At 40.1% G+C, this 17,802-nt stretch carries 18 protein-coding genes; 1 reads left to right on the forward strand and 17 read right to left on the reverse strand.

Translation table 11 applies throughout. The features are described from left to right. Positions 1-79 precede the first annotated feature (79 nt). From HMPREF9446_RS10895 to HMPREF9446_RS10930, 8 genes are all read right to left on the reverse strand, one after another. Positions 80-949 carry a M23 family metallopeptidase gene (locus tag HMPREF9446_RS10895; RefSeq protein WP_009125707.1) on the reverse strand — a complete coding sequence of 290 codons (870 nt, stop codon included), beginning with the start codon at positions 947-949 and terminating at the stop codon, positions 80-82. Between the two features lie 270 nt (positions 950-1,219). Then, on the reverse strand, positions 1,220-3,316 hold the full coding sequence (gene recG / locus HMPREF9446_RS10900; RefSeq protein WP_009125708.1) for an ATP-dependent DNA helicase RecG: 2,097 nt from the start codon (positions 3,314-3,316) through the stop codon (positions 1,220-1,222). Continuing rightward, positions 3,304-3,975: a 2-C-methyl-D-erythritol 4-phosphate cytidylyltransferase gene (locus HMPREF9446_RS10905; RefSeq protein WP_009125709.1), complete on the reverse strand. Its 672-nt coding sequence runs from the start codon at positions 3,973-3,975 to the stop codon at positions 3,304-3,306. The genes recG and HMPREF9446_RS10905 overlap by 13 nt, the downstream gene beginning before the upstream one ends. A gap of 10 nt (positions 3,976-3,985) precedes the next feature. Further along, a complete protein-coding gene (locus tag HMPREF9446_RS10910; protein ID WP_009125710.1) occupies positions 3,986-4,534 on the reverse strand; it encodes a DJ-1 family glyoxalase III in 549 nt (182 codons plus the stop codon). Between the two features lie 14 nt (positions 4,535-4,548). Continuing rightward, positions 4,549-5,364 (reverse strand): TonB family protein, encoded by an 816-nt coding sequence (locus HMPREF9446_RS10915; RefSeq protein ID WP_039969165.1) that lies wholly within the window; start codon positions 5,362-5,364, stop codon positions 4,549-4,551. Between the two features lie 92 nt (positions 5,365-5,456). Beyond that, the gene (locus HMPREF9446_RS10920; RefSeq protein WP_009125712.1) at positions 5,457-5,834 is read right to left on the reverse strand and encodes an ExbD/TolR family protein; all 378 of its coding nucleotides are present in this window, start codon (positions 5,832-5,834) and stop codon (positions 5,457-5,459) included. 64 nt (positions 5,835-5,898) lie between these two features. Continuing rightward, positions 5,899-6,615, reverse strand: coding sequence for a MotA/TolQ/ExbB proton channel family protein (locus HMPREF9446_RS10925; RefSeq protein WP_009125713.1), 717 nt, complete (start codon positions 6,613-6,615; stop codon positions 5,899-5,901). Beyond that, positions 6,615-7,328 (reverse strand): pyridoxine 5'-phosphate synthase, encoded by a 714-nt coding sequence (locus HMPREF9446_RS10930; protein ID WP_039969168.1) that lies wholly within the window; start codon positions 7,326-7,328, stop codon positions 6,615-6,617. Before HMPREF9446_RS10930 ends, HMPREF9446_RS10925 begins: the two co-directional genes overlap by 1 nt. Positions 7,329-7,432: 104 nt before the next feature. On the opposite strand from HMPREF9446_RS10930, the gene HMPREF9446_RS10935 reads away from it, so the two are divergent. Further along, complete coding sequence (locus tag HMPREF9446_RS10935) at positions 7,433-8,305, forward strand: NAD kinase (RefSeq protein WP_009125715.1); 873 nt, start codon at positions 7,433-7,435, stop codon at positions 8,303-8,305. A gap of 349 nt (positions 8,306-8,654) precedes the next feature. Here the strand turns inward: HMPREF9446_RS10935 and HMPREF9446_RS10945 are convergent, their stop codons facing one another. The 9 genes from HMPREF9446_RS10945 to HMPREF9446_RS10985 form a co-directional block, all read right to left on the reverse strand. Then, entirely contained in the window at positions 8,655-8,879 is a 225-nt protein-coding gene (locus tag HMPREF9446_RS10945; RefSeq protein WP_009125717.1) for a hypothetical protein, read from the reverse strand. A 213-nt stretch (positions 8,880-9,092) separates the two neighbouring features. Next, positions 9,093-10,289 carry a glycosyltransferase family 4 protein gene (locus HMPREF9446_RS10950; RefSeq protein WP_009125718.1) on the reverse strand — a complete coding sequence of 399 codons (1,197 nt, stop codon included), beginning with the start codon at positions 10,287-10,289 and terminating at the stop codon, positions 9,093-9,095. A 2-nt stretch (positions 10,290-10,291) separates the two neighbouring features. After that, on the reverse strand, positions 10,292-11,146 hold the full coding sequence (locus HMPREF9446_RS10955; RefSeq protein WP_009125719.1) for a dTDP-4-dehydrorhamnose reductase family protein: 855 nt from the start codon (positions 11,144-11,146) through the stop codon (positions 10,292-10,294). A gap of 16 nt (positions 11,147-11,162) precedes the next feature. Continuing rightward, positions 11,163-12,293: a non-hydrolyzing UDP-N-acetylglucosamine 2-epimerase gene (gene wecB / locus HMPREF9446_RS10960; protein ID WP_009125720.1), complete on the reverse strand. Its 1,131-nt coding sequence runs from the start codon at positions 12,291-12,293 to the stop codon at positions 11,163-11,165. A gap of 16 nt (positions 12,294-12,309) precedes the next feature. Then, the gene (locus HMPREF9446_RS10965) at positions 12,310-13,365 is read right to left on the reverse strand and encodes a polysaccharide biosynthesis protein (RefSeq protein ID WP_009125721.1); all 1,056 of its coding nucleotides are present in this window, start codon (positions 13,363-13,365) and stop codon (positions 12,310-12,312) included. A gap of 87 nt (positions 13,366-13,452) precedes the next feature. Further along, positions 13,453-14,553: a glycosyltransferase gene (locus HMPREF9446_RS10970; RefSeq protein ID WP_009125722.1), complete on the reverse strand. Its 1,101-nt coding sequence runs from the start codon at positions 14,551-14,553 to the stop codon at positions 13,453-13,455. Next, positions 14,550-15,536, reverse strand: a complete 987-nt coding sequence (locus HMPREF9446_RS17915) for a glycosyltransferase family 2 protein (RefSeq protein ID WP_009125723.1) — start codon at positions 15,534-15,536, stop codon at positions 14,550-14,552. The genes HMPREF9446_RS10970 and HMPREF9446_RS17915 overlap by 4 nt, the downstream gene beginning before the upstream one ends. Next, entirely contained in the window at positions 15,530-16,855 is a 1,326-nt protein-coding gene (locus HMPREF9446_RS10980; RefSeq protein WP_009125724.1) for an O-antigen polymerase, read from the reverse strand. Before HMPREF9446_RS10980 ends, HMPREF9446_RS17915 begins: the two co-directional genes overlap by 7 nt. Then, positions 16,852-17,799: a glycosyltransferase family 2 protein gene (locus HMPREF9446_RS10985; RefSeq protein WP_009125725.1), complete on the reverse strand. Its 948-nt coding sequence runs from the start codon at positions 17,797-17,799 to the stop codon at positions 16,852-16,854. Before HMPREF9446_RS10985 ends, HMPREF9446_RS10980 begins: the two co-directional genes overlap by 4 nt. Positions 17,800-17,802: the final 3 nt, after the last annotated feature.

Here is a 17,802-nt window from a genome sequence, read left to right on the forward strand (position 1 = left end):
AATAATTAAAGAAAAAGAAAAAGAGGGCACTCTAAAATCTATTAAAGTACCCTCTCTCCTATCGAGATTGTTTACGTTTTCATGAACAACGCAATACCTGTCCCGGACGCAGAATGGTTTTGCGCGTAATCCGGTTCAGTTTGCAAAGCTTGTCTATACTTGTTCCCTGACGGGCGGCAATCCTGCCCAATGTATCACCCTTCTTGACTTTATAGAATAACCCTTCACCGGACGCCATGCTGCGGGCCGTACCGGAAGAGCCTTTAGTCTTGCGGAAAGTATAGGAGTCAGCAACGATATCTTGCTTTTCAAAATCAAACAGAAGTGCGGGGTTGATGGGAATTCCCAAGAAGCGAGTCTCAAAATGAAGGTGCGAACCCGTAGAACGTCCGGTATTGCCTCCCAACGCAATGGGTTCTCCCGCCTTTACCAACTGGTTTATTTCCACCAGTTGCTTGGACAAGTGTCCGTAAACGGTCTCCAACCCGTTGTCATGACGAATAACGACATATTTCCCATAGCCACGGCGTCCTTGATTTTTCACGACACGTACCTTACCGTCGAAAGCTGCACGGATCGTATCTCCGACATATACTTTGACGTCCAGTCCATAGTGCGCCCTTCTTCTGCGGGGACGGTAACCGAACACATCCGTAATGCGTGTATTGGGAGTGGGCATGCAGAAACCTGTCAAATCAAACGTGTAACTTTCCGGTACAATGGCATCACCATAGGCCTGCACAAACTCATTGTTCCAGTTCGGATATAAATCCAGCCCCGGATACAAAGACTGTTCAGCACGTATCTGTTTTTGTAAAGCCAGTGAATCTACACTTTTAAGTTTTCTATCAATGGGAGCCTGACGTGCGATCAAATCCTGCGAGAAAGAATTCAAGCTAACTGTTGCCGTCGCAGCCAATAAAACTGTTTTAATCCAATTAAAATTCATTCCGTTTCGTCATTCATTTTGATATCCGTTGCAAGCATTGCCGGTAATCATCACCACCTGTTCTACGCGAATATCCAGATTGATTTTTTAAAAAATTCTCCCAAAGGTAACGTTTCTCTCTGAAAAACAGCGTCAGTCATTAACTATTTTTTCGAAGTGGAAGGTTTTATCCGGTCGTACGTCCTATCTTAATCCCCTATAAATAGGAAGAATACGAACAAACATGTTTTACAACATAAAGTGTAAATAAAGCGTATGTTTAACCGTTTTTTAGCTAATGGCAGCCCAATTAACGTTCGTTTTTCTCAATGCCTTCAACTGCCTCCACAGGATTTCATTCTCGGGAAGTATGCCATTAGGATCAACATCGATCACTTTCTGTGCCACTTCACGGACATATTGCAGCAGTTGCCCGTCACGGACAACATCCGCTATTTTCAGATCAAAAGCAATGCCGCTCTGCTGAGTTCCTTCCAAGTCACCGGGACCGCGCAATTTAAGGTCCGCTTCAGCAATCTCAAAGCCATCGTTGGTACGGACCATTATTTCCAGACGCTTCCGGGTATCTTCCGCCAATTTATAACCTGTGACAAGAATGCAATAAGACTGGTCTGCGCCACGCCCCACCCTGCCGCGGAGCTGATGCAACTGTGACAAGCCAAAACGTTCGGCATTCTCTATAATCATTACTGATGCGTTCGGGACATTCACCCCCACTTCAATGACAGTGGTAGCCACCATTATCTGCGCCTCACCGGCCACAAACTGCTGCATCTGCGCATCCTTCTCGGCCGGCTTCATTTTGCCATGCACTTTGCAGACTTTGCATTCGGGAAACTCCTCACAAACATGCAGATACCCTTCTTCCAGATTCTTTAAATCAATCTTCTCACTCTCCTTTATCAACGGATAAACGATATAAACCTGCCGTCCTTCCGAAATTTGCTTACGTACAGACCGGTACAAACTCTCCCGCCGGTTATCAAACTGATGAATGGTAGCAATAGGCTTGCGTCCGGGAGGAAGTTCATCAATGACAGAGACGTCAAGGTCGCCATACAAAGTCATAGCCAATGTCCTCGGTATAGGAGTGGCAGTCATGACAAGCACATGGGGCGGCTGCACATTTTTCGTCCATAAACGGGCCCGCTGCGCCACCCCGAAACGATGTTGTTCATCAATTACCACCAAACCCAGCGAGGCAAAATTAACCGTATCCTCTATCACGGCATGAGTCCCGATAAGAATATGTATATCCCCCGTCAATAAGCCGGCAAGAATCGCTTCGCGACGTTTACCCTTGATGGAGCCTGTCAGCAGTTCGACCCGCACGTCCATACCGTACAGCAACTCACGAATGGTTTCATAATGCTGGTTCGCCAAAATCTCAGTCGGCGCCATCATACATGCCTGAAACCCGTTATCAAGCGCCATCAACATACTCATCAAAGCCACTAAAGTCTTTCCGCTGCCTACATCCCCCTGCAGCAGACGATTCATTTGCTTTCCCGAACCTACGTCCCGACGTATTTCCTTCAGAACGCGCTTCTGTGCATTCGTCAACTCAAAGGGAAGATTGCGGGAGTAGAAAGTATTAAAAATCTCCCCCACCTTTTCAAAGATATAGCCACGATATTTCCGCTGACGGTCTTTCGCATAACGCAAGATGTTCAATTGGACATAAAAAAGTTCTTCAAACTTTAGGCGATACTGCGCCTTACGCAACAAGTCCGAATTGACGGGAAAATGAATATGGGTCAACGCCTCTGTCAAAGGCATCAGGTGATGCTCATTCAGGATGGCGGCGGAAAGAGTTTCCGACAAAGGTTCACTCAATTGCTGGATCACAGTGCTCATCATCTTTTCAATGGCATGCGAATTCAGCGAGCTGCGCTTCATTTTATCCGTCGTACTGTAATAAGGCTGCATCCCCATAGAAGACAGCTTCAGCTCTGATGCCAGGTCAATATCCGGATGGGCAATGTTAATCCGTCCGTTAAACGCCGTAGGCTTACCGAAAACGATGTATTCCTGATGCACCTTATACTTGCCCACTAAGTATTTAATCCCCTGGAACCAAACCAGGTCGACAATACCCGTACCATCCGAGAAATGGGCTATCAACCGTCGCTGGCGCCCTTCACCGGCAGTTTCAAAACCCAATATTTCTCCTTTCAGCTGAATATAGGGCATAGTACCGTCAATCTCCCGGATGGAGTAGATACGGCTACGGTCAACGTATTTATAAGGAAAGTAATATAATAAATCGTGAAGGGAATAAATGCCCAGCTCTTTATTAAGCACCGAAGCGCGCTGCGGCCCGACGCCCGACAAATATTTTATGTCACGCGTAGCTAAATCGAACATGAATCTATAAGTGCTGTAGCAATTCTTAAATCAAAAGGAGTCGTTATTTTAATGTTTTCCCGGTTCCCCGCTGTCAGAAAGACAGGGATACCCAAAGCCTCTACAACGGAGGCGTCATCAGTAAAATGAGATGTATAAGGCTGCTCGTATGCTTCCTTTAAAAGGGCGGCATCAAAGACCTGCGGGGTCTGTACCAATTTATAGTTGTCACGGTTGACGGTCGTACTCCGCTCTCCTTCCAGATGACGGACAGTCTCCACTACATCCACCACGGGGATGACAGCTCTCTTTTCCACCGCCAAAGCATAACAACGGGAAATCACCTCCTGCGACACAAATGGACGGACACCGTCATGCACCCCCACCAGACCGGGAGCCTCGACCAGAGCCAGACCATTCTTTACCGAATGGAATCGGGTATCCCCTCCATCCGCTATGGTATGACAAACAGAAAAACGATACTCCCGGCATAATCGCTTCCAGTATTCTTGTTGGCTGCGCGGGAGTACCAATATAATTCGCATCTCCGGATCGTAAGTATAGAAGGCTTCCAAAGTACGCATCAACACAGGTTTCCCCCCAACAGGAAGAAACTGTTTGGGAAGTTCCGTTCCCATACGTAACCCTTTGCCACCCGCAACTATAAGAGCTGACTTCATGAATTATGAATTAACAAACACACATTGCCTCTTTCAGTTCCTTCACTTTCTCTTTGCCTAGCAAAAGTTCCACAACCGCCAATGCGAACTCCATGGCGGCACCCGGTCCCTTGCCGGTTATGATATTACCGTCCTTTTCAACGATTGCACCGGTATATTCAGCCCCCTCCAGATATTGTTCGAAACCCGGATAGCAAGTAGCCTTCCTACCTTTCAGCAAGCCCAACTTACCCAATACCATAGGTGCGGCACAGATAGCCGCCATCGGCTTCTCCTGTTCTGCAAAACGCAACACCAGCTTACGCAAATCATCGCACTTCTCCAATGTAGCGGCACCCGGCATCCCCCCCGGCAACAAAATCAAGTCCGCATCAAAAAAGTCACAATTCACGATATTCTTGTCGCACAAAACCGGTACGCCATGCGCACCCGTTACTATCTCATCAGGAGTTACTGTCACCATTTCCACATTCAACCCCGCACGTCTTATTACATCCACAGCAGTGAAAGCTTCAATCTCCTCAAATCCGTCAGCAAAAAAGACATAAACTGTACCCATAATTGATCCTCCTCTTATTTTAGATTAAAATAATACGTTATAGTTCCCGTTTGATTATTCAAGCCGCCCACTGCATTGAAGCGGGCTTTTTTAGCGGCATCTTCCGCAGCTTTGCGCAAAGCAGGGTTCACGGTATTCGTCTGGCGATTGATACTGGTCGCAATGACGTGACCTGCCGGATTTACCGTAATCGTCACTACTACCCTACCTTCATCCTGTACATTATATATAGGGCGTGGCAGCCCCCCTTCCCCTAAAGAGCGCCCTCCAAGGTTGAAAGAGCCATAACCGCCCGTACCGCTAGTGGCCCCGGCCGGTGCATTCCCCTTAGGACTTCCCTGTATCCCTTGTCCTTCCGTATTCCCTTTGCTACCCATCTGCGCCCCCTTGCCAAAGGCACCGGAAACCCGTTTGCGCGCTGCTTCTTCAGCTTCCCTGCGCTCCTTCTCCGCTTTCGCCTCTGCCAGTTTACGGGCCTCCTCCGCTTTTTCAGCGGCTGTCTTTTCCGGTTTCTTCACCTCTTTCTTCTTAGGTTCAGCCTTAGGCTTCAGCACAACGGTCTCTTCAGTTTCCTGCGTAATGATATCTTGTTCGGCAGCCTCCTCCACTTGAGGAGCGACCTCTTCCGGAATCACATCTACTTTCACCAAAGAAGGATCGGCCATACCCGACGCATCGGGAATTTCACCCAACATCACAGGCATACCGTCTTCTTCCGAAGGTTTGGGCACTGTAAATCCTACCAGTATCAGAAAGGCAATAAACGCGACATGCACCAGCACCGCACCTATAGCCCCTACATATTTACCTCTTTTTTTCTGATCTACCATGATATCATTTGCCATTTACAATGTACAATTCGACCGCGCCATCGTGCTGAAAAGTTAAACCGCACATTGCAAATGGCACACTTTCCTTTCATTTATTTGTTCCCTTCCGGCGGGCGTGTAGCCAGCACCATCTTGAACTTGTTTTCATTCGCAATATTCAGTATCTTGACAATCTCCCGATAAGGCACTGTCTCGTCAGCATACAAGGCAACATACATTTCGGGTTCCTTTACCGCACATTCCTGCAGGAACGGAGTCAGCTCTTCCAAAGACAGCATCTTTTCCTTATCATTGCCGAAAGCGGCATAATAATTCAAGTCCTTATCAATAATGACCCTCGTCAAAGGCTTGGCAGAGGTCTGCTGTTTTCCTTGCGGCAACAAGACCTTGATAGCATTCGGCGATACCATGGTAGATGTTATCATAAAGAAAATCAACAGCAGGAATATCAAGTCCGTCATGGACGCCATGCTGAAATTAGGTGATATTTTAATTCTACGTTTTAACACTTTATAAATTACCTATTATAAATTACTACTTAGCCGGTTCATTCAGCAAATCCATAAATGCCATTGTCTTGGCTTCCATCTTATTGACCACACCATCAATCAACGTCACCAGATAGTTATAGGCAAACATGGCAATGATACCGACAATCAGGCCACCTACCGTAGTAATCATCGCTTCGTAGATACCACCGGAAAGCATTGTTATATCAATGTTGTTCCCGGCATTTGCCATCTCCCAGAAAGCCCGTACCATACCCGTTACCGTGCCCAGAAAGCCCAGCATCGGCGCACCGCCGGAAATAGTAGCCATGATCGTCATCCCCTTTTCCAATTTCGCCACCTCAATGTTACCGACATTTTCAATGGCTGCCTGCACATCATTCACCGGTCGTCCCAGACGGCTGATACCTTTCTCAATCATACGGGCCGAAGGCGTGTCCACACTCCGGCAATAAGCGATGGCAGCCTTCAGTTCTCCACCCAGAATATAATCCTTGATTTTGTCCATGAACAGAGGGTCCTCCTTTCCCGCCTTCCGGATTACATAATTGCGTTCAAACAGGATATAAAAGCAAAGTATGGACATCAGACCTAACACGATCATAATCCAACCTCCCTTGACAGCCATGCTCCACAAATTCATCTCATCGGGAGCGGATATCGGAGTCAATACGGGATTGGCACCTGCAATAGAATCAGTGAGTGCCGGAGCCACTTGGGCCAATAACAACATTGCATTCATCAGCGAAGACAGTTTTTATATTCCTGAATGGTACGTTCCAGTCCCAGATACAATGCATCACAAATCAGTGCATGCCCGATAGAAACCTCATCCAACCATGGAATGTTTTGATAAAAATAATTCAAATTCACTAAACTCAAGTCATGTCCGGCATTCAGTCCCAACCCTAAACTACGAACCACCTTCGCCGCTTCCACAAAGGGGGCTATCGCCGCTTCTTTCCCTTTAGGATAAGCCGTCGCGTATGGTTCCGTATATAGTTCTACACGGTCGGCACCTGCCTTTGCCGCATATTCTATCATTTCCGCGTCAGTTGAAACAAAGACAGACGTACGGATACCGGCATTATTGAACTCATCGAGCACCTCACTCAAAAAATCAAGATTAGTCTTGGTATCCCAACCGGCATTCGAAGTCAGTTGTGTAGGGCTGTCAGGCACCAGAGTCACCTGATGCGGCTTCACCTTCAAAACCAAGTCTATGAAATCCGGAGCAGGATATCCCTCTATGTTAAATTCGGTACGCAGCAACGGACGCAAATCATAAACATCGCTCCGGCGGATATGCCTTTCATCCGGACGAGGATGCACGGTAATACCGTCAGCACCAAAGTTCTCACAATCCAATGCCACTTTAACTACATTAGGTGCATCGCCTCCACGGGCATTACGCAACGTTGCAACCTTATTTATGTTTACGCTTAATCTCGTCATAATTTGATTTATAGTTTGGGGCAAAAGTACAAATAATAGCGATATGTTGGCAGCATTCTGAGAAAAAAATAGCATCTTTGCGCAGCATAACAACAGAATTGACTATGAAATTTGCCCTATTTGGAAATACCTATCAAGCAAAAAAATCTTCGCATGCAGAGAACCTTTTCCGCATATTGGAACGGCACGGTGCACAACTCTGTATCTGCCGGGAGTTCTATCATTTTCTGACTGCCGACTTACACCTTAACATACCGTCCGCAGAATTGTTTGACGGAGATGATTTTTATGCCGACATGGTCATCAGCATCGGCGGTGACGGTACATTTCTGAAGGCAGCCAGCCGCGTGGGAAAAAAGGACATTCCCATTTTAGGCATCAACACCGGCCGTTTAGGATTTCTGGCGGATATCTCTCCCGAAGAGATGGAGAATACTTTTGAAGAGATTTACAACAACCGCTATAAAGTAGAAGAGCGCAGTGTGCTGCAACTGAAGTGCGACGACGAACAGTTAATGAAATCCCCTTACGCGCTCAATGAGATTGCCGTACTGAAAAGAGACAGTTCCTCCATGATCAGTATCCATGCGGCCATCAACGGCGCCCCGCTGACCACCTATCAAGCCGACGGATTGGTCGTCTCCACTCCCACAGGCTCTACAGCCTATTCGCTCAGTGTGGGAGGTCCGGTCATCGTACCCCACAGTAAAACGATTGCCATTACCCCTGTAGCTCCACATAGCCTCAATGTCCGTCCCATCGTCATCTGTGATGATTGGGAAATAACACTTGATGTAGAAAGCCGAAGCCATAATTTCCTGGTCGCCATCGACGGCCGCAGCGAATCATGCAAAGAATCCACCCGGCTTACCCTCTCACGGGCAGACTATTCCATCAAGGTGGTGAAACGATACAACCATATCTTCTTCGATACATTACGGAATAAATTGATGTGGGGAGCGGATATCCGTATCTGATTGTCATACTTCCGCACTTTCCTAGAAAAGAATTCCATTTATAAAATAGTTCTTTCTTATCAGCTCCGAAAAGGTCTGTATCCCTATTGGATAAAGTTTCTGTTGCACTTCCATATGGTTCCTCCATTTTTGCTTCTTGCATACAAAGTAACTCTTATTTGAGCACAAAACAAAATAAGGATGTTCTTTCTTAGGAAAGTTGATGCATAAGTTCATGCCAACTAGGCTTACAGCAAAATACAATCGTTCATAGCCTCTTCATTCAATAGTTAAAAAAAACAGCCGAAACCATTCCTAAAGGATTAGTTTCGACTGCGCCTAAAAACAAAGTAACCGCTGTTACCTGTCGTTAATCTTCATTTCTCTTCTTTCGAACAATAGATGGTGCTCCAAGTTCCTCACGTTTTACTACTTCCAGCCATCCACTCTGCTCCAGCTCAAAAAGAGCAGGATATACACGGAACTTGTCGGCACCGGAATAGAGGATAATGTCTTCTACAGATACTTCATTGGATGAAGCAGATATGTAGGTGATGATACGCTGAGTATCAAGAATTTTATAATTTACATCCATAAAATCAATCGTTTTATTATTTGAATATACCCATAAAATAGAGTCCGGTTCATACGCTTTTATACCATTCGCATACCCCTTTGGTACATGTAATACGGTACTCTTTACAGCAGAAAGTTGAAAGATTTCCGGCTTCAGTTCTAAAGAAAAGTTATATCAATTTTCACAAATGCAGTAGCAAATGAACCTTTCACGGCATAAAACCATTTCTTTTCATTTCCAAACCACTCCATCAATAAGCTTTATAATCATCTTCCTATTAAACACAGTTTCGCACAAACAAGCCGCATTATTAGCAATAGCCTTCTTCTCTTCATCCGTTAACTTCACAAAATGATTAAAACCAGCTGCAATATCGCCTAAATCAGTAGGCGAAGCCCCGAAACCTATTTGATACTTCTCTACAATATTCCTTACCTCACCATTGAATATCGCATAAATAGGCTTTCCTGTCGCTAAATAAGTTTGAAATTTAGATGGCATCATGGTCTCATAAAGCGGGACATCCTTTAATGATATAATCAAAGCATCCCCCGCTTCATAATAATCAGACATTTCCGATAAAGGTTTACGCCCCGTAAAATTCACATTTGGAATACATTCATTCTTCGCTATATCCATCAATTCAGTCAAGAATGAACCATCTCCTATTATATTTAAGCAAGCGTTCGGACAGTCCTTTACAAACTGCCCAAACCCACGTAAAACGTTCTCCAGGTTTTGTACCTTACCAACATTACCTGCAAAAACGAAATTATAAGTTCCTGGCAACTCTATTTTTTTAGTCGGCTTATACTCCATAAGCGACCAATTCGGAGCAAAAAGTATATCCTTTTCAGGAGTATAATGATGAATTCTTTCTATAAAGCCCTCACAAGACACTAATATTGAATCACAGTTTTTATAAATCCATTTTACAAATCGATCCAAACAAAAACTAAGTAATTTGGTTTTCTTGAAACCATAAGCATATACAGTTTCCGGCCATAAGTCCTGTGTCCAGATAGTAACCTTTGCGTTAAAAAGCTTTTTCAGAAAGATACCTGCCGTAGCCAAAGTCAAAGGTCCTGTTTGATAGATAAACACTCTATCAAAGCGTTTCCCAATGAACAAAACAATCAAGCAGCTCCAAAAAACGAAAGAAAAATAATTCAATACTTTTATTATAGTGCTTTTCTCATATCCTTGCAGCACGGGGAAACGATGAATCTTTATCGTATTAAAACAAGTAGTTTGATAAATTTTGTTCTTATACCCTTCATAAACCTTTCCAAAAGGATATGAAGGTGCACGAGTTAATACCTCAAATTGATATCCATCCTTTTCCCATTCCCTCACTAAATCATTAATAAGAAAATCTTCAGGATAGAAAGCCTCCCCCAAAACCAATACCTTTTTTCTTTTCTCCATTTCTAAAAATATTGCATATACAAAGACTTATGACTCTCCATCCATGCAGCTTGTTCTATCAACATCTGTTTATAACTTGGCACATCATAGTCAAACCGTTCCGATTTAGCAATAGATTTGTCAATCCCATTCCCATCATAAGGCATTATATCAATATCCTGCCTGTTCCATATTTCTTTGAACAAGCCTAACAAATCGTACTTAGAAATTCCTACTCCGTTACTCAACTGTAACAGCCCTGTTTTATTTTGTAACAAAGCAGCATCAATAGCTTTTGCCAATTCTAAAGTTGTCACACCACCCCATATAGCTGTTTTAAAACCATTTACCTGTCCATGCTGATTCATAAACCAATGAAACAATCCTTCACCATTTCTTTTCAGTTCCGGACCGATAATGGAAGTACGAATCGTCAAGTCCTTGTCATTTATGACTTCGCCAAGAGCTTTACTACGTCCGTACACATCATCCGCATCTCTGAAATCCTCTTCCGTATAGCCCCCCTTTTTACCGGAGAAAACGCAATCTGTACTGATATGAACCAATTTCGCATCAACTTCATCAGCTAATTTCTTCAATAAATGCGGGAAATAAGCATTGATTAAAATCGCATTATCAGGATGCTCTTTAGAACCTTTTATCAGTACTCCAATACAGTTGATAATGACTTCCGGCTGTTCTTTATGCACAATTTCGGCCACTGCATCTCTATTTGTCACATCAACAACTATGCTATTTTCATTCAGCGGGGTACGAAACACAACATTAGCAATGTTATATTTCCCGGTACTTCGCAGATAGGAATAGACGATGTGTCCGGCCATACCAGTGGCGCCGAACAACAAAATTTTTCTCATGAATTACCCAAAATTATCAGATGTTCTTATGCCATACCGTACGGTTGACATAATCCGTATAGGAAAGAATAATACGCACTACTTTTTTTGATACATTATCTGCCTCATAGTCAGGAATTGAATGTATAACATCTCTCCCCTCGGCATATTGTGAAGTCACCACATCAATGGAATCTAATATACGATCGCTATTCAGCCCGGTCATTATCAGCGTACCTTCATCCATACCCTCGGGACGTTCGTGAGCTTGACGTATAGTAATGGCAGGAAAGTGGAGAATAGACGATTCCTCTGTAATCGTTCCACTGTCCGAGATAACACAAAAGGCATTTTGCTGCAACTTGATATACTCTAAAAAGCCAAAAGGTTTCATGAACTCAATCATCGGATTCGAATTAACAAAACCCATAGCCTCCAGTTTTTTGCGTGTACGTGGATGTGTAGAAACAATTACTTTCTTATGATATTTATCGACTATTGCATTCAAAGAGTCCAGCAGATCAGTAAAATTCTTTTCCGAATCTACATTCTCTTCACGATGAGTGCTGACAATGAAATACCCTCCCTTTTTAAGTCCCTCATTTTTCAAGACATCACACTTCTCAATATCCTCTTTATGGTAAAGTAAAACCTCTGTCATTGGTGAACCGGTCTTGATTACTGTCTCAGGCTTTAATCCTTCGGCAAGCAAATATTTACGGGCATGTTCAGAAAGGGGCATATTGATATCACTGAGGTGATCTACAATTTTTCGGTTAATCTCCTCAGGTACACGTTGGTCAAAACATCTGTTACCAGCCTCCATGTGGAAAATAGGAATTTTCTTACGTTTGGCCGAGATAACCGATATACAGCTATTCGTATCTCCATACAGCAATATGGCATCCGGCTTCACTTCTTCCATCAGATCATCCGACTTACGAATGACATTAGCAATCGTTTCAGCAGCGTTCTTTCCTGCTGCTTCCAAAAAATAATCCGGCTTACGAATACGAAGTTCCTGAAAGAATATTTCATTCAATTCATAATCAAAATTCTGACCTGTATGCACTATTATGTGCTCAGTATATTTATCAAGTTCTGCCATGACCCGGCTCAATTTTATAATCTCCGGACGGGTACCGACAATAGTCATTACTTTCAACATAGTATTTGTATTAACGTTATTCACTGCGAATTTCTCTGGCTTTAGCTCTTGCTTCCAAGCCCATATCTTCACGGATAAAGCGTAACTTCATCAATAGTTCTTTCATACCTTCTACATCAAGTCGACGCGTATTATGACTATGGTAATCTTCTATCTTAGATACTTCTTCATTTCCTTTAGTGAAAAACTTGTCATAATTCAAATCACGCGTATCACAAGGAATGCGGTAATAATCTCCCATATCAACAGCACGCACCATTTCTTCGCGTGTTACAAGGGTTTCGTACAGTTTCTCACCGTGACGAGTTCCTATGATTTTAACTTCCGTATCTGTTTTATAGATTTCTTTCAAAGCTGTTGCAAGAGTCTCCAAGGTAGCAGCAGGCGCCTTCTGTACAAACAAATCACCATTATGCGCATGAGTAAAAGCATAAATCACCAAATCAACAGCATCGTCAAGCGTCATCATAAAACGAGTCATATTGGGATCGGTAATTGTAATATGTTTACCTTCCATCATCTGTTCTACCCACAAAGGAATTACCGAACCACGACTAGCCATAACATTCCCGTAACGTGTACAGCAAATTGTGGTCTTTGCTCCTTCGCCCAGTTCACGCCCTTTTGCTACCGCCACTTTTTCCATCAAAGCTTTACTCATCCCCATTGCATTGATTGGATAAGCTGCTTTGTCAGTAGAGAGCACAACAACACTTTCCACACCGTGCTCTATGGCAGAATTTAGCACGTTTTCTGTACCCATTACATTCGTATTCACCGCTTCAATAGGGAAGAACTCACAAGAAGGAACCTGTTTCAATGCAGCAGCACTGAATACATAATTCACTCCTTTCATAGCAACATCTACCGAGCCTTTATCTCGTACATTCCCAATATAAAACTTTACTTTAGGATTTTGTAATGCATGGCGCATGTCATCCTGCTTCTTTTCATCACGAGAAAATATGCGGATTTCCTTGATATCGGAATCAAGAAAACGACGCAATACGGCATTACCGAAGGAACCTGTTCCACCGGTAATTAATAAGACTTTGTCTTTAAATATGGACATTATTTTTATATTATTGGAATTAAATGATTATCCAAATTAAGATTCAAAAAGAATAAGAGATACAACATCAACCAACATAATAATAGCTTAATGGGAATATATATACTGCTTTATCTGCTTATTAGAATAGCTAAGAAGAAAACTCTTTTTAAATTCGATTCTTTTATCTAAAGATAGATTAAGTGTTCTCATGACACATAAAAAGTCATTTGGAGTTTCAGCTTGAATCATAAATTCACCAAAATCTTCTGCAATACCTTCAAATGATAATTGCGTTCCTATTATGGGTGTTCCACACGCCAATGCTTCGATGACTTTCACTTTTACTCCTGCGCCCGTAAAAAGAGGAGATATTAAAGCCTTTGAATTAGCTATAATTGGATAAGGATTCTCTACAAAACCTAAATATTCTATATTATCAAACTGAGATATTATCTCCTTAAGCTTTTCATGTAATCCTGCGCCAATAATTTTAAAACTGATACTATTATCACATTGAGGCAATACATTCTTAATAAACCATTCCAATCCTTCATAATTATCATCACGTTTCCACATTGCAAAAAACACGTAATAGTCTCCTAAATATTCAGGAAATGTGTCTACAATATCTTCAGATAAATAAAATGTAGTGACCCTTGAAGAAATACCGAAATAAGTATCTATGAGATCCGAATCTTTTTGCGAAAATGTAAATATATTTCCATTACTAACTGAAAGTATCCATTTCTCTGTTCTAAAACAAAATCTCGATAATAGTGGATTTCCCTTTCTCGAATAGCGCTGGGTTATAACATCATGAGACATTAGTACTTTATTCTTATGCCTTAGCAACTTTGCATAGAGAAACATCTGACTAAAATCAAAATAAACAATGTCATAATCTTTCTGCTTTAGCAGTTTTTTCAAGAAAACATATACAAATAAATTGAATTTTGCTGTAAATAGAGGAAATAGAAAAAATAAAAAGGCACAGTTAAAGAGCTTAGAAAAGACGCTTGTTTTAAACTCCTTTATTATTCTTATATGAGAATTACATGGCGTATAAGAGTCCTCACCTTGCATTTTGAACAATACAACATCCACAATATTCTCATGTGATATATCCTCTATAAAGAGTCTTGTATAGTTCACGCCGGCCCCGATTTTACTTGGTACAAATGGAGTAATTAGAAGAATATGTTTCATCTCAATAACCTATAATAAAACTTACGACTTAAAAGATAAATTGCTCGGTACAACGAGCCTAAATTTTCCGATATTCCAAACACATAAATAAAATAAAATCTAAAAAATCCTAATTGACTTAATGATACAGATTGCTTCATATATTTATTATAAATTAAATTGGATAGATCTGCACACATAGCAGGTACTCCTCCATCTTTCAAGAATGAAAAATATTCTCCTAATATAAAACAATTGTAAGCTTTCTCATAATCACCACAGAGTATCTGACGAGAAGAAAGGAAATTATTAATCCATTGTAAATATAATAATCTCGCTGTGGCAGTTTTAACACTATGAGCATTAACCATTGATGAGTCTCTTTGTATATAATGATAAATACATTCATCAATAGAAGAATATTTAACATTACCTTTGTCAATTATCTGAACATTTGTGACAACATCTTCACCAATTGTTATGCTGGATGGAGTATTTGTTTCTTCGAAAATATTTTTACGTATCAATTTCCCCCAAATTGTGGGACCAAACGTTTTATATAATAAATTATAATACATACCCTCACGATTTTTCCCATATTTAAAAGAATTGTGCGTTTTACCAATAACTCCTCCTCTTTCTGTCTCAATCCAGAAATTAGCAATAACCATATCAGAGTTTTCTTTTTTTTGTTCATTTACCAATAGTAAAATAGCATCATTGGTTATAATATCATCTGAGTCCAAAAAGAAAATGAAATCAGCATTTGCTTCTCTTACTCCAGTTTTCCTAGCCTCAACTAAACCTTCATTTTTTTTATTTATAATCCGAAATCTATCATCTTTCTTCATAAACTCTTCAACGATTAAACATGAAGAATCCGTACTACCATCATTTACTATAACTATATCCAAATTAACGTAGCTTTGCCTTTCACAGCTTTCTAAACAAGCATACAAATATTTTTCCGAATTATATACTGGTATAATTATTGAAACTAACATAATTTTCTTTTTTTTGTAGATAAATAGTTAAAGAAATAAGCCAACAGAAAACCAAACAAAAGAAATTTCAAAAGGAAAAACAATGAACTTCGCACAATATACACAGAAAAACCTGCTATTATTATATATAATAAAGATGAATAATATGAAACTTTTAAATGTGATTTTATAATACACAAAATATAACCAAATAAAAAAGGGAATATAATCACCCCAAGTATACCAAAAGATAAATAAAGATCAGCAATAAAATTAGTTCCCATTCCTGCCGAAGAGCCTAAATAATCAGTAAACAAAGTTGCAGAATTTGTTTGATGAGGACCTATAGAGAACACACTTTCCACATATCCCTGCAAAAAAGGTATAACAGACAAGATAGAAGCCAAACTCGACACTCCATACGTAATTCCCTGCTTATTAACTATTTCAATCGACAAATAAGTATTAGTATTAGGTATAAACAAGTCAGAAATCATATAATACCATTCTAAATTCCAATTAGTATCATAACCTGCTCGAAAAGATTGAAGAATCCACATTAGCATAATTCCTACTATCATAAATACTAGAAATCTGCAAATTGATTGATTCTTTATCAACACAGAATAAGCTACAATAGAAGATAAAAGAATTATAGATGCATTTGTACGAGAGCCAACTATAGCGAAATGTAAAGATATCCAAAGTACCAATAGAAAGGCAATCCAATTATAATGATATCCAGCTACATTACTCTTATTCCAAAATTCATTAAAACACATAATAGGACAAAGTACCTGAAGTAAAACTAACACATAATTTGCAACAGAGCTCCCCCCACTTTCTCCTTTGTACACTTTCAAAAAATTATCAAATCCTCCGAGTAAATAGAAAACGATATACAAAACTAAACTAGCAGTAATAACAATACCGTTGCTCACCCTCACTCTCTGCAATGAATTACGAATATGTGGCTGTTTTTTTTCAACTAAGTTTCCAATAAAAAAACAAAGAATAGCTATAGTAGATAAAGCTACACCTTTATTTATAGTGGTTAAATCATAATACTGATTAAATGAGAATAAAAAAGCTGTTTGATCATCAAAAACAAAAAGTGGGAAAATATAAACCATTAAAAATGTTATAAAAACAAAAAACGGTTCAAAATCAAGGAAGTTTTTTATTTTCTTGTTTCTAAAATAGATAATAGAGGAAAATAAGAAACTTATAAATAGAAAAAAATTATAGTTGAAAGAAAATGAAGTCGGACACCAAAACAGAGATAAAATAACTACGATTGTTATTATAGATATAGACAGTTGATTATAAGCAACTTTCATTTTTTTATCAAATTAAGAATTGAATCCATCATCTTAAAACCCACAAATTTCAATAAAAACAGGACGCATTTTACCTTAAATGGAGAATCACTATATAATATATCATATAGCGAAACCTCATCAAGCACGGCAGCATAACCCAAATATGTTTTCTTACTAAGTTTTTCTACTAGAATTTGAGGCATAATTATTCTATAAAATAGATTAAAAAAAATAGTATGATCTTCTATTTTGTTTTTTCTAATTATTATTTGCAGTATAAACAAGTTATAATCCACTGCCATTTTTTTATGCATTACTGAAGTGTCTCTATATCTATAATAATAACAACCTTCTTTTACAACAAGATAAGATTTACATCTTTGCAATGCTTCCATAAGAAAGACAACATCTTCTCCTACCGTAAGCATCTCATCAAAACAAATTCCTTGTAATAAAGAACGTTTAAATAAATGTCCCCAAACTTCAAATCGTGGATTAGTAAACCAATAATTAAATATGGAAACAGGCTTTGATAATTCAAGATTACACTGAATCCTATTAAGATATTCTTTTTCTTTGTTGCCTGCGAAATATAAACCCGGAAACTCAATTATTTCATATTTTATATCACTTAAATATAAGTGATATAATTGAAATAACATATCATCTTCCATGAGCATATCATCTCCGTCAACAAAAGTCACATAATCCCCACACGCATATTGCAATCCTATATTTCTTGCGGAACTTACCCCACCATTCTTTTTATGAAAAACTTTAATGCGACAATCAATACTAGCATACTTATCACATATTTTTCCCGAGTTATCCTTGCTACCATCATTTATTAATAATAATTCGAAATCACTATAGTTTTGGGATAATATACTTTCAATGCATTGGCATAAGTACTGTTCAACATTATATACAGGAACTATAATTGATATTTTAGGCTGCTCCATTAG

Origin of the sequence: Bacteroides fluxus YIT 12057 (assembly GCF_000195635.1) — a bacterium.
In the GTDB taxonomy this organism is placed as follows: Bacteria; Bacteroidota; Bacteroidia; order Bacteroidales; family Bacteroidaceae; genus Bacteroides; species Bacteroides fluxus.